Source organism: Pseudomonas trutticola BRTCR10, from assembly GCF_056155105.1.
Genome location: NZ_CM149552.1, coordinates 6,587,728 through 6,601,020 on the forward strand (window position 1 = coordinate 6,587,728; position 13,293 = coordinate 6,601,020).

At 60.9% G+C, this 13,293-nt stretch carries 11 protein-coding genes; 8 read left to right on the plus strand and 3 right to left on the minus strand.

The features are described from left to right. The first annotated feature begins 372 nt into the window (after window positions 1–372). The 8 genes from ACVVH8_RS30005 to ACVVH8_RS30040 are packed head-to-tail and all read left to right on the plus strand — an operon-like array spanning window position 373 to window position 9,382. Complete coding sequence (locus ACVVH8_RS30005; protein ID WP_103302825.1) at window positions 373–1,287, plus strand: GDP-mannose 4,6-dehydratase; 915 nt, start codon at window positions 373–375, stop codon at window positions 1,285–1,287. Beyond that, complete coding sequence (gene gmd, locus ACVVH8_RS30010; RefSeq protein WP_103302826.1) at window positions 1,284–2,255, plus strand: GDP-mannose 4,6-dehydratase; 972 nt, start codon at window positions 1,284–1,286, stop codon at window positions 2,253–2,255. Before ACVVH8_RS30005 ends, gmd begins: the two co-directional genes overlap by 4 nt. Window positions 2,256–2,258: 3 nt before the next feature. After that, window positions 2,259–3,701 carry a mannose-1-phosphate guanylyltransferase/mannose-6-phosphate isomerase gene (locus tag ACVVH8_RS30015; RefSeq protein ID WP_103302828.1) on the plus strand — a complete coding sequence of 481 codons (1,443 nt, stop codon included), beginning with the start codon at window positions 2,259–2,261 and terminating at the stop codon, window positions 3,699–3,701. Continuing rightward, window positions 3,702–4,499: an ABC transporter permease gene (locus ACVVH8_RS30020; protein WP_103302830.1), complete on the plus strand. Its 798-nt coding sequence runs from the start codon at window positions 3,702–3,704 to the stop codon at window positions 4,497–4,499. It abuts the gene before it with no gap. Beyond that, the gene (locus ACVVH8_RS30025; protein ID WP_315444938.1) at window positions 4,499–5,764 is read left to right on the plus strand and encodes a Wzt carbohydrate-binding domain-containing protein; all 1,266 of its coding nucleotides are present in this window, start codon (window positions 4,499–4,501) and stop codon (window positions 5,762–5,764) included. Before ACVVH8_RS30020 ends, ACVVH8_RS30025 begins: the two co-directional genes overlap by 1 nt. Next, on the plus strand, window positions 5,761–7,137 hold the full coding sequence (locus ACVVH8_RS30030; RefSeq protein ID WP_475227846.1) for a glycosyltransferase family 4 protein: 1,377 nt from the start codon (window positions 5,761–5,763) through the stop codon (window positions 7,135–7,137). The genes ACVVH8_RS30025 and ACVVH8_RS30030 overlap by 4 nt, the downstream gene beginning before the upstream one ends. Continuing rightward, window positions 7,121–8,251, plus strand: a complete 1,131-nt coding sequence (locus tag ACVVH8_RS30035; RefSeq protein ID WP_475227848.1) for a glycosyltransferase family 4 protein — start codon at window positions 7,121–7,123, stop codon at window positions 8,249–8,251. Before ACVVH8_RS30030 ends, ACVVH8_RS30035 begins: the two co-directional genes overlap by 17 nt. Then, the gene (locus tag ACVVH8_RS30040; protein WP_475227850.1) at window positions 8,252–9,382 is read left to right on the plus strand and encodes a glycosyltransferase family 4 protein; all 1,131 of its coding nucleotides are present in this window, start codon (window positions 8,252–8,254) and stop codon (window positions 9,380–9,382) included. It abuts the gene before it with no gap. A 141-nt stretch (window positions 9,383–9,523) separates the two neighbouring features. Here the strand turns inward: ACVVH8_RS30040 and ACVVH8_RS30045 are convergent, their stop codons facing one another. The 3 genes from ACVVH8_RS30045 to ACVVH8_RS30055 form a co-directional block, all read right to left on the minus strand. Continuing rightward, window positions 9,524–11,554, minus strand: a complete 2,031-nt coding sequence (locus ACVVH8_RS30045; protein WP_475227853.1) for a 2Fe-2S iron-sulfur cluster-binding protein — start codon at window positions 11,552–11,554, stop codon at window positions 9,524–9,526. Between the two features lie 45 nt (window positions 11,555–11,599). Continuing rightward, window positions 11,600–12,226 carry a glutathione S-transferase family protein gene (locus ACVVH8_RS30050; RefSeq protein ID WP_475227855.1) on the minus strand — a complete coding sequence of 209 codons (627 nt, stop codon included), beginning with the start codon at window positions 12,224–12,226 and terminating at the stop codon, window positions 11,600–11,602. 105 nt (window positions 12,227–12,331) lie between these two features. Continuing rightward, window positions 12,332–13,258 (minus strand): LysR family transcriptional regulator, encoded by a 927-nt coding sequence (locus tag ACVVH8_RS30055; protein ID WP_475227857.1) that lies wholly within the window; start codon window positions 13,256–13,258, stop codon window positions 12,332–12,334. Window positions 13,259–13,293 lie beyond the last annotated feature (35 nt).

Below are 13,293 nucleotides of genomic sequence, written 5' to 3' on the forward strand. Positions count from 1 at the left end.
TCGGATCAAGCCGGTATCACCGGTGCTTGTCCTTACTCTTGAGGCCCGTCTTCGTTCTTGTTTTAGTGGTCGGTTTCACCCTGTTGCGCCAAGCCCACGGCGAACCCCGAGCATGGCGACGAGGGGCATTCTAAACACATCCGTCGAGCATTCGTGAACCGCACGGCGAGAAAAAACCTGACTACGCTAATGAGAACTGACCGGTCACGGTTTGGCCTGTTGAAATTGCCGAGCAATTGGCACAGATTGGTAACAAACAACTACAACATTTGACTTCGCCAGCCCCTCAGACGCTTTTTTCTTTCGATCTGACGGATATTTCCTTAAAGCCTGTGGGAAAGTGGCGCAAGTTCAAGACCAAGGGGTCGCTGTTTGAAAAAGCGTCTGTTCGTCACGGGTCTTAGCGGATTCGTGGGACACCATATCCAGGCACGTCTGGCAGTACCTGATTCGTCTTGGGAGTTGCTGCCTGTCGCTTCGCCCTACGACCTCACGAATGCCGACAGCCTCGTCGATCTCTGGCCGCAATTGCCCGACGCTGTCATTCATCTGGCCGGGCAGACCTTTGTCCCCGAAGCCTTTCGTGATCCGGCCCGCACCCTCGACATCAATCTGTTCGGCACTCTCAATCTGTTGCAGGCCCTCAAGGCTCGCGGCTTTACCGGCACCTTCCTGTATGTCAGCTCCGGCGACGTTTACGGCCAAGTGGCTGAGCACGATCTTCCAATCACCGAGCAACAACCGCCCTGCCCGCGCAACCCCTATGCGGTGAGCAAACTCGCGGCGGAATTTCTCAGCCTGCAATGGGGCCTGAGCGAACACTGGCCGGTGCTGGTGGCGCGCCCGTTCAACCATATCGGCGCCGGGCAGAAAGACAGCTTTGTCATCGCCAGCGCCGCCCGCCAGATCATTCGCATCAAGCAGGGCCTGCAAACGCCACAACTGGAAGTCGGTGACATCGATGTCACGCGCGACTTCCTCGATGTCGGCGATGTGGTCTCGGCCTACTTCGCGCTGCTCGAAAGAGGCCAACCGGGGCAGGTCTACAACATCTGCTCGGGACGCGAGCAAAGCATTCGCAGCCTCATTGAACAGTTGGCGGACCTGGCCGAAGTCGAGATGCAACTGGTTCAGGACCCGGCGCGCATGCGTCGCGCCGATCAACGCCGCGTTTGCGGCAGCCACGCAAAACTGGCCAACACCACCGGCTGGGCGCCAGACATCACTACACAACAATCCCTGCGGGCGATCCTGTCCGACTGGGAGACGCGAGTACGACAAGAATGACAAAAAGTGCATTGATCACAGGGATCACCGGTCAGGACGGCGCGTATCTGGCCAAATTGTTGCTCGACAAGGGCTACAAGGTTTATGGCTTCGTGGCTCGGCGCAGCAGCGATTCGCGCTGGCGTCTGCGCGAAATGGGCGTCGAGGCCGACATCGTCTATCTGGACGGTGACATGGCCGATGCCTGCTCGGTCCAACGTGCAGTCATTCAATCGACTCCGGACGAAATCTATAACCTGGCGGCGCAGAGTTTCGTCGCCGCGTCGTGGAATCAGCCGGTAACCACCGGCATTGTCGATGGCCTGGGCGTTACTCACTTGCTCGAAGCGATCCGCCAGTTCAGCCCGCATACCCGCTTCTATCAGGCGTCGACCAGTGAAATGTTCGGTCTGATTCAGGCTGAGCAGCAGGACGAAAACACGCCGTTCTACCCGCGCAGCCCGTACGGCGTGGCCAAGCTGTACGGCCACTGGATCACCGTCAACTACCGCGAAAGTTTCAACCTGCATGCCAGCAGCGGCATCCTCTTCAACCACGAATCGCCACTGCGCGGCATCGAGTTCGTCACCCGCAAAGTCACCGACGCCGCCGCCCGCATCAAGCAGGGCAAGCAGCAGGAACTGGCGTTGGGCAACATCGACGCAAAACGCGATTGGGGTTTTGCCGGCGACTACGTCGAAGCCATGTGGCTGATGCTGCAACAGGACAAGCCTGACGATTTCGTCGTCGCCACCGGCGTCACCACCACGGTGCGCGAGATGTGCCGTATCGCCTTCGATCACGTCGGCCTCAACTACCGCGATTACGTGAAGATCGACCCGGCCTTCTTCCGTCCGGCCGAAGTCGAAGTGCTGCTCGGCAATCCGGCCAAGGCTCAGCGCGTGCTGGGCTGGAAGCCGAAGACCGACCTGGATACCTTGATCCGCATGATGATGGATGCGGACATGAAACGCGTCGCCAAGGAGTAGGCCATGCTGATCCCCGTGATTCTGTCCGGCGGTGCCGGCACCCGTTTGTGGCCGGTGTCCCGCGAGGGCCATCCCAAGCCGTTCATGACCTTGCCCGATGGCCAGTCGTTGCTGGGCAAGACCTATCAGCGTGCCGCCGCATTGCTGGACGGCTGGGGCGACATCGTCACGGTGACCAACCGCGAGTATTACTTCCAGAGCAAGGATCACTATTGCGCTGCCCACGTATCGCGCCATCGCGGGCACTTCCTGCTGGAGCCGACCGGGCGCAACACCGCCCCGGCCATCGCCGCCGCCGCGCTGTCACTGCAAGCGCTGCACGGCGACGACGCGATCATGGTGGTGATGCCGGCCGACCATTTGATCGTTAATCAGAACGCACTGAAAACAGCGGTCGAGCACGCCGTCAATCTGGCGAAGGACGGTTATCTGGTGACGTTCGGCGTGCTGCCGACCGCCCCGGAAACCGGCTTCGGCTACATCGAGACCGGTGCGCCACTGGACGCCAAAGGCGCAGCGAAAGTGCAGCGCTTTGTGGAAAAACCCGACCTGGACACCGCCACACACTACCTGGAGAGCGGTAACTTCCTGTGGAACTCGGGGATGTTCTGCTTCACCACCGCCACCGTGATCGCCGAACTGCAATTGCATGCACCTGAGTTGCTGGAACAGACCCGAGCGTGCATGGCCGCCAGCGCTCCGGTGGAAACCGTCGGCTGCCTGCAACAGGAACTGTCGCCGGCGCTGTTCGCCGAGATCACTGACATCTCCATCGACTACGCGCTGATGGAGCGTTCGGAAAAAGTCGTGGTAGTGCCCGCCGGTTTCGACTGGAGCGATATCGGCTCATGGGGCGCGGTGGCCGCGCTGGTGCCGGCGGATGCCGACAACAACCGCGCCAGCGGTGAAGCGATTTTCATCGACAGCCACGACAACTTCGTCCAGAGCGAAGGCCGCCTGGTCGCCGCTGTCGGTGTCGATAACCTGATCATCGTCGACACCGCCGACGCCGTGCTGGTGGCCCACGCCGACCGCGCACAGGATGTGCGGCGGGTGGCCAAACAGCTCAAGGACAAATCCCACGAAGCCTATCGCCTGCATCGTACGGTCAGCCGTCCGTGGGGCACCTACACCGTGCTGGAGGAAGGCCCGCGCTTCAAGATCAAGCGCATCGTGGTCAAGCCCGGCGGCAAGTTGTCCCTGCAGATGCACCATCACCGCAACGAACACTGGGTGGTGGTCGAAGGCATGGCCAAGGTCACCAACAACGGCGCCGGCACGCATCTGGTGGCCAAGAACGAATCGACGTTCATTGCCGCCGGACACCGGCATCGCCTGGAAAACCCCGGCGTCATCGATCTGGTGATCATCGAAGTGCAGAGCGGCGAATACCTGGGTGAAGACGACATCGTGCGCTTCGAAGACGATTACGGCAGGACGGCCTGAATGCTGCTTTCCTTGTACCGCTCGCTGCGCAGCTACCGTGGATTCATCCTCGGTAGCGTCAAGCGGGAGTTTCAGGCGCGTTATCGCAATTCGTTGTTCGGTGCGCTGTGGACCGTGCTCAATCCGTTGTCGATGATCGTCGTGTACACGGTGATCTTTTCCCAGATCATGCGCGCACGCCTGCCAGGTGTGGATGACGGTCTGGCCTACAGCGTGTACCTGTGTGCGGGCCTGCTGACCTGGGGGCTGTTTGCGGAAATCACCTCGCGCAGCCAGAGCATGTTTCTGGAAAACGCCAACCTGCTGAAGAAAATCAGCTTCCCGCGTATCTGCCTGCCGGTGATTGCGTTGTTCAATGCCGGGATCAACTTCGCGATCATCCTCGCGCTGTTTTTCGGTTTTCTGCTGATCAGCGGGCGTATGCCCGGCATGGCGTTGCTGGCGCTGATACCACTGCTGATCGTGCAAGTGATCTTTGCCGCCGGACTGGGGATGATCCTCGGCATCCTCAACGTGTTCTTCCGCGATGTCGGGCAGATGTTCGGTATCTGCCTGCAATTCTGGTTCTGGCTGACACCGATCGTGTACCCGCTGTCGATTCTGCCGCCAGGCATCCAGCACCTGATCAGCCTCAACCCGATGACGGCGCTGATGACCAGTTACCAGAACGTGTTCCTCTATAACCAGTGGCCGAACTGGCCGTCGCTGGTGCCGCTGCTGATCATCGGCCTGCTGTTCTGCGCCATGGCGCTGCGCCTGTTCCGCCAACGTATCGGTGAAATGGTGGACGAACTCTGATGGGGAACATACGTGTCAGTGGCCTGGCCAAGGCCTACAAGCAGTACCCCAATCGCTGGAGCCGCCTGCTCGAATGGATGGTGCCGTTTTCCCGGCCCAGGCATCACTTGCACTGGGTCTTGCAGGACATCGATTTCGAGATTCAAGCGGGCGAAGCCGTGGGCATCGTCGGCGTCAACGGCGCGGGCAAAAGCACGTTGCTGAAGATGATCACCGGCACCACCCAACCGACTCGCGGCCAGATTCAACTGCAAGGTCGAGTCGCTGCCCTGCTGGAACTGGGCATGGGCTTTCATCCTGACTTTACCGGTCGCCAGAACGCGTTCATGGCCGGCCAGTTATTGGGCATGCAGGTAGAAGAGATCGAGGCGCTGATGCCGCAGATCGAAAGTTTTGCCGAGATCGGCGAGGCTATTGATCAGCCGGTGCGCACCTATTCCAGTGGCATGCAGATGCGCCTGGCGTTCAGTGTCGCCACCGCGCGCCGCCCGGATATCCTGATCGTCGACGAAGCGCTGTCGGTGGGCGACGCCTATTTCCAGCACAAAAGCTTCGAACGCATCCGCAGCTTCCGCAAGGCCGGCACCACCCTGCTGATCGTCTCCCACGACCGCTCGGCCATCCAATCGATCTGCGACACCGCGATCCTGCTGGAAAACGGGCGTCTGGCGATGCGCGGCAAACCCGAAGAGGTCATGGACTACTACAACGCCATGCTCGCCCAGCGCGAAGGCCAGATCGTGCGTCAGGAGATGCTGGCCAATGGGCAGGTACAAACCATTTCCGGCACCGGGGAAGCGGGGATCGTCAGTGTCCGCCTGCTCGATGCCCAGGGCCGCAGCCTCGAAGTCGCGGAAGTCGGCCAGCCTGTGGTGCTGGAAGTACAGACCGAAGTGCGCAAAGACATCGAACGGTTGATTCTCGGCTTCATGATCAAGGATCGTCTGGGTCAGGCGATTTACGGCATCAATACCCATCGCCTCGATAAACCGGTCATCGATCTGAGTGCCGGCGAGCGCGTGACCTTCCGCTTCGCTTTTGACATGCGCCTGGGCAAGGGCAGTTATTCGGTCGCACTGAGCCTGTCGCGTCTGGATTCGCATCTGGATCGCAACTTCGAATGGCGCGACTTCGGTTTGATCTTCCACGTCATCAACAACCGTCAGGAAGACTTTGTCGGTTGCGCTTGGCTGCAAGCGCAAACTGAAATCAGCCGTTCCGGGGAACACCTCGCGCCCCTGCCCGACAGAGAGATCTCGAAATGACGCGACTGTTGGTGGAATGCACTTACGTCTTTGAACACCCCAGCGCCAATTCGGGTATCCAGCGTGTGGTGCGCAACGTCATCCAGCAACTGCCGGCAGCCGACGAGCACCTTGAATGCATTCCGGTGGTGATGATCGATGGTGGCCTGTATCAGGTTAAGAGTCTGGCCCCGCTGAAATCGCTGAAGCTCGATCTGATCGGTCTGCGGGTGAAACTCGAACAGTGGGCCAATGCCTTCTGGTTGCGCCACCGAGCCCTGGAGCGGCGGCGCCCGTTCACTCAGTCGCACTTCGCTCGTCGCGTGTTGTACGTCGGTTGCCGGCTCACCGCCTTCGCCTGTTTCAGCCTGCCGATGCGCCTGCTCGGGCGAGCACTCAAGGGCAAACAGATCCCCGAGCGCTGCGTGCCGTTGCAGCATCGGGCCGGCGATCAACTGGTGCTGCTCGACTCGTCCTGGCACGCCAACTTTTTCCCTTTGGCCGAGCAACTCAAGCGTGAAGGGGTCGGTATCGTTTCGGTGATCTACGACTTGATCCCGCTGACCCATCCGCAGTTCTGCGATGCCGGGCTGGTCAAGGTATTCAACCACTGGTTCGACTGGATCGCCCGCACGGCCGATGGCTACGTGGCGATCTCGACCACTATCCGCGATCAGGTGCGCGAGGAAATGCTGCGGCGCATCGGCCCGCAACGGGTCGCGCAACGCTGGTTCGATCACTTCCACCTCGGTTCAGAGCTGGATCTGAGCGACCCCGACGCCGAGGTCGATCGCGGCTTGTTGCGTCTGTTCAAAACGGCGGATCCGGTATTCCTCATGGTCAGCACCATCGAGCCGCGCAAGAACCATGCTTACCTGCTGGATGCGTTCGAGCGCGCCTGGGCTGCGGGGTCGAAAGCGCGGTTATGCATCGTCGGCAAGATCGGCTGGAAGTGCGAGGCGTTGATCGAGCGCATCCGCCTGCATCCCGAACTGAACCGGCGCTTGTTCATGTACAACTCGCTGTCGGACAGAAGCCTCGAACACGCCTACTCCCACGCGACGGCGCTGGTGTTCCCGTCCCACGTCGAAGGTTTCGGCCTGCCGCTGGTGGAAGCGATGCAGCGCGGCTTGCCGGCGATGGGCAGTGACATTCCGGTGTTCCGCGAAATCGGCGGCGACTACATGGCCTACTTCGATTTGGCCAACCCGCAGAGCCTGACCGATCTGGTCACCGGCATGGAGCGCAGCGAGGTATTTCCTGCCCCTCTCAGCCTGGACCAATGGCGCTGGTTGAGCTGGCGCGAAGCGAGTGCGCAGTTGGTCGAGCGCATCGAGCGCAATGTGAACCCCGCAGCGGTCGGCCCGCAGAGTCAGCATGCGCATTGCTCTTAACGCGCGGATTCTCCAGGCGCCGCGCACTGGCATCGGCCACTATGTCGCTGAACTGGTCAACGCCCTGCACAACGAACCTGATGTTGAAGTAAATCTGTTTCACGGCTGGGGCTGGAGTTCGGCGTTGCCGGAAGCGGCCATGCCGGGTTATTCGCGTTTGACGCCACTGTTGCGGCAGATTCCCGGGGCTTACCAGGCACGCCGTTGGCTGGAACAGAAACGCTTCGATCAGGGCCGCGCGCAGGGCATCGATCTGTATCACGAGCCGAGCCTGTGGCCGCTGGCCTTTGACGGCCCGACCGTGATCACCCTGCACGATCTGACCCACCTGCATTTTCCCGAGACTCAGCCACCGGCACGGCTCAAGGAAATCGAGCGGCGATTGGCCGTCGGCGTACAGCAGGCGCGTCTGATCCTGACGGACTCGCAAGCGATTGCCGACGAAGCTCAGGCACATTTCGGGCTGCCCGCCGAGCGCTTCGTCGTGGCGCCATTGGGTGTCGCCGAGCGGTTTCGTCCGCGCGAAACCCACACCATCGATGAGGTGCTCAAGGCCCACGCAGTGACGGTGCGGGAATATTTCCTGTGTGTCGGTACGCTGGAGCCGCGCAAGAACCTGAGTCTGGCCTTGCGCGCCCATGCCTTGCTGCCGGAAGCCGTGCGCGAGCGGTTTCCGTTGCTGATCGTCGGCATGGCCGGTTGGCAGCGCGAGCAGTTCAGTGAACCGTTGCGCCAGGCACTGGCCAGCGGCCATGTGTGCCTGCTCGGTTATCTGCCCGACGAGCACGTGGCGCAATTGCTCGCTGGCGCCCGGGCACTGATTTTTCCTTCGCTGTACGAAGGCTTCGGCCTGCCGGTACTGGAGGCGATGGCCAGCGGCACCCCGGTGGTGACCACGCGTTCTTCGGCAATGCCGGAAGTGGCGGGGGCCGCCGGCAACTATATTGACCCTGACGATGCGGACGGCTTGTGCGACGTGATGACTCGCCTGATCGACGATCAAGCACACTGGCAGGCATGCCGCGAAGCCGGATTGCAGCAGGCACGATTTTTTTCCTGGAAGCGTTGTGCACAGGCCACGGCCGGTGCCTACCGACAGGCCATGGGAGGTTGAATGCGCGTTCTTCATTTTTTCAAGACGTACCTGCCTGATTCGGTCGGCGGCATCGAACAAGTGATCTTCCAACTGTGCGAAAGCGGCGCCCGGCACGGCATCGACGGTCAGGTGCTGACCCTCAGCGCCGACCCGACGCCCGCCGTGGTGCAACTGGGGCAACACGAAGTGCACCGGGCGAAACTCGACATCCAGTTCGCCTCCACCGGATTTTCCTGGAGCGTGTTCAAACAGTTTCGCGAGTTGGCCGCTGCAGCCGATGTGGTCAATTACCACTTCCCTTGGCCGTTCATGGATCTGGTGCATTTCGCCAGTGGCATGAACAAGCCAAGCGTGGTGACCTACCACTCCGACATCATTCGCCAGAAACACCTGCTCAAACTCTATCGGCCGCTGATGAATCGCTTTCTCGCCAGCGCCGACCGCATCGTCGCTGCCTCACCCAATTACCTGCACACCAGCGATGTATTGCAGCAATTCCAGAACAAGACCCGGGTCATTCCCTACGGCTTGAACAAATCAGGTTATCCACAGACGGACACCGAGCGGATGAACCGCTGGCGCCAACAGCTTGGGGATAAGTTTTTCCTGTTTGTCGGGGTGATGCGCTACTACAAAGGCCTGCACATCCTGCTCGATGCACTGAAGGATGTTGATTACCCGGTGGTCATCGTCGGCGCCGGTCCGCTTGAACAGGAACTGCATGCCCAGGCGACGGCGCTGGGTCTGCGCAACATTCATTTTCTCGGACGCCTGGGCGATGAAGACAAAGTGGCGCTGCTGCAACTGAGCTACGCCATTGTGTTCCCGTCCCACCTGCGTTCCGAAGCGTTCGGCATCTCCCTGCTCGAAGGCGCAATGTACGGCAAACCGATGATCTCCAGCGAAATCGGCACCGGCACCAGCTACATCAATATCCACAACGAAACCGGGCTGGTGGTGCCACCGAGTAATCCACAAGCGTTCCGCGAAGCCATGCGCACCTTGTGGGAAAACCCGCTGCGCGCGGCAGAGATGGGGGTGAAGGCCGAGGCGCGCTATCGGCAGTTATTCACAGCCGATGAAATGGGCCGCAAGTGGACGGAGTTGTACCAGGAGTTGCTGGAGGAAAAATCCCTCTCCTACGCCTGACGACTGTCCACCGCTGTCCCTGTGGGAGCAGGCTTGCCAGCGATTTGCAGTATGTCGGCCGAGATAGATGTTGGATTTACCGACGCCATCGCGGGCAAGCCCGCTCCCACAGGGTTTTGGTGCCGAATGGAGATCGGCAGTTTATAGGTCCAGCACCAGCGGTTGGTCGCTTTGGGCTGGCACCGCACAGCAAATCAGCACATGCCCGGCTTCCGGAATATCCGCCGGAGGCTGTGGATAATTCACCGCACCGCTGACCAGACGGGTCTTGCAGGTTCCGCAGGAACCACCCCGGCAACTGAACTCCGGGCGCAGCCCACGGCTTTCCGCCAGTTCCAGCAGGCTGCCGCCGTCCGGCTGCCAACGCGCCTCCTTCGCCGAGCGTTCGAAAACCACCGGCACAGACGTGGTGGCAGCGGGCGGCTGCTCGAGCACATTGGCGTCAGGATCGAGCCGACGCTTGAGTGTCGACGGGCCAAAAGTTTCCGCGTGGATCTGCCGATCGCTGACGTCCAGCTCGCGCAAGCTGTCGTAAAGCCCTTGGGTAAAACCGCCGGGGCCGCAGAGGACGAAATCGATCTGATCGTAATCCGCAACCTCCAGCAGATTCCTCAACAGGTCGGCGTCGATGCGCCCCTGCCGATCAAAATCCTCGCCTTGGTGTGCATCCACTTCCGGCTGACTCAGCAGACGCAAGACCCGCACGGCATCACCCGCCTCCTCCAGCAAACGATCCAGCTCTTGGCGAAACGGTTGCTCGGCGAGGCTGCGTGAACTCTGAACCAGCCACGTCGGACGAATCCGTCGAGTGCGCAGGCCTTGATACACCACCTCGCGCAACATCGACAGCAACGGTGTGATGCCGACCCCGGCGGCCAGCAGCACCAACGGCCGACGCTCCAGTGGCGCCACGGTGAAATGCCCCTGCGGCGCTCGTGCTTCGAGGACATCGCCGACACGAATCTGCTCATGCAAGTGCGTGGAAATCCGCCCTTCGCGCTTCACGCTGATGCGGTAAAAACCGTCCGACGGCGCACTCGACAGACTGTAGGTGCGAATGTGCACCTCGCCATCGAGGGTGAAGCGCAGGGGCAAGTGCTGGCCAGCCTGAAACACCGGTAAACCGGCACCGTCGTCCGGCTCCAGATAGATCGAACGGATGTGGCGACTTTCCATGTCGATCTTCGCCACCCGCAATGGCCGCCAGCGATTGCCCAACGCCTGTGCCTGCAAACGCGCGTCGGCCTCGGCCCAGTTGCCGGTCAACAGACTGGTCGGCGACATGCCGTCGAAGCGCCAGCGCAAGGCCAGTGCCGCCGGACGACGCACCAGTTTTTCCACCTCGAATGTCCACAACCGTTCCGCGCCCTGAAACGCCTCGATCTGCGGCCCTTCCAGAATAATCTCGGTACGCCCGCTGAGTTGCAGCAGATCGCCTGTGGAAAAGTCGATGAACAGCAGGCCGGCCTTGGGGTTGAGCAGCAGATTGCCGAGAGTGTTGAAGTGCAGGTTGCCGGCAAAATCCGGAATGGTCAGACGATTGCCCTCCACCCGGACAAAACCGGGCTGACCGCCCCGATGGGAAACATCCACCGAACGCTGACCTTCGACATCCACGTAACTGGCTACGAAGAACGTGTCGGCGCCGGCAATCAGGGCTGTGGCCGCGTCGTCTAGGCTGTCGAGATGCTGAGATGGACGCGTCTGCGGATCGCTGAGCGGTACCCGCTGAAACTGCCGAAGCTGAATGTACTGCGGACAGTTGCCGAACGCCTGATCGACGCTCAGGGTGAAACCGCCGCCATTCAAATCGCCGACATGCCCGTTGAGGCGATTGCGCCGACGGGTGTGCAGTTCGATGCCGAGCAGACCGATAGGCTCGCCGTTGCGCAACAGCGCCGGATCATCGGCAGTGGGGAGCGTGGCGAAGTGCAAATGCTCAGGGTCCGGTGAATGGGCAAACCCCGGCGCGCCTTCGAGCACGCTGGCCCACGGACGACCTTCAGCATCGACTGCGCCGTAGAGCATGAACGGCAATTGCTGATAGAACTCGCGGTGCTGGTCTGGCATCCAGGTGCGAATCACCTTACGACCGAATTCCTCCATGCGTTCCGCAACGCCGACATGTGCTTGCAGTTGTTGCTCGCCAGCGTGCCACGGTGAACGTTCCATCACGACCTCTCCCCTGCGCCGTCGGCACAGTGTGGATTGCGGGAATCAGACTGCGGTTTGCAAACCCGCGACGGTGCGCGGCATGCCGACAAAATTCGGCAAGGCTTCAATTCGGGCAAGCCAGGCACGCACGTTCGCGTAGTCATCCAGCGAAACGTTGCCCTCCGGCGCGTGGGCGATGTAACTGTAGGCGGAAACGTCGGCGATGGTCGGTTCGCCGCCGGCCAGATATGGGGTTTTGCCTAACTCGGCGTCCATTACCTTGAGCAGGTTGTGCGCACGAGTGATCGCCTCTTGCGCGTTCAGTTGTGCACCAAACACCGTGACCAATCGCGCAGCGGCTGGCCCGAAAGCGATCGGTCCGGCGGCGGCCGACAACCAGCGCTGTACCCGTGCGGCACCGACCGGATCAGTTGGCAGCCAACGACCGTGGCCATATTTCTGCGCCAGATACACCAGAATCGCGTTGGAGTCGGCGAGCACCACGCCATTGTCATCAATGGCTGGCACCTGGCCGAAACTGTTGATTGCGAGGTAAGCGGGCTGTTTGTGCTCGCCTTTGGCGAGATCGACGAAGATCAGCTCGGTCGGCAGTTGCAGCAGGGACAGCATCAGCTCGACACGGTGGGCGTGGCCGGACCGTGGAAAGTTGTAGAGTTTGATCGCTTGCATGGTCGACTCCGCTGAACAGGGGCGCCGCTGCGGGGATGAGAGCGCCAATGAGGGCCATCTTCCTCTGTTCGCCAAAACAACAGAATCACCATCAAGCGCAATCAATTATTTCAGTGGGTGCAATAACGAAGCATTTTTCAAAGCAGGATGTTCGCGCAACGCGTTGACCGTGAAATCGACAAAACTGCGGATTCGCGCCGGGGCCTTGCGCCCGCCCTGATAGACGACATGAATCGGCAACGGCGGCAGTTCGAATTCTGCGAGGACGATTTCCAGCTCACCGGCAGCCACCTGACTCGCCACTTGATAGGACAACACCCGGGTCAAACCCAAGCCCATGCAAGCAGCCGTGATCGCAGCCTGATTGGCGGTCACGATCAAACGCGGTTCAGGACGCACACCGAGCGGCTCGCCACCGTCGAGAAACGGCCAACTGCGTTGTTGACCAATCGCCGAAGTCGCCACCACTGGCGCTCCCGCCAACGAGAGGGGATGAACCGGCCGACCACGCTCGGCAAAGTATTTCGGCGAGCCGCAAATGACCCGGCGCACCTCACCCACACGAATCGCGTGCTGATTGCTGTCCGGCAGATCACCGATGCGCACCGCGACATCGATGCCCTCCTCGACCATGTTGACGATCCGATCCACCAGTACGGCGTTGATCGTGACATCCGGATACTGCGCGAGATAATTCGCCATCACCGGCGTCACAAACAAATCACCGAACAACACCGGCGCCGTGACCGTCAATTGTCCCCGCGGCTCGGCATGACTGCCCGCCGCCGAATCCTCGGCCTCCTGCACCTCGGCAAGAATTCGGCGACAGTCCTCCAGATAACGCTGACCGGCTTCGGTGAGGTGCACGCTGCGCGTGGTCCGCACCAGCAAATGCGTGCCGATCCGCTGCTCCAGCGCCGCCACCGCCCGAGTGACACTGGCCGCCGAAAAACCGAGGCGCCGCGCTGCTGCGGAGAAACCTTGCTCCTGAGCAACGGCGGCGAAGATCTGCATTTCCTGGAAGCGGTCCATGGAGGCCCTCGAGTCAGATACAAAAATCGCAGCCG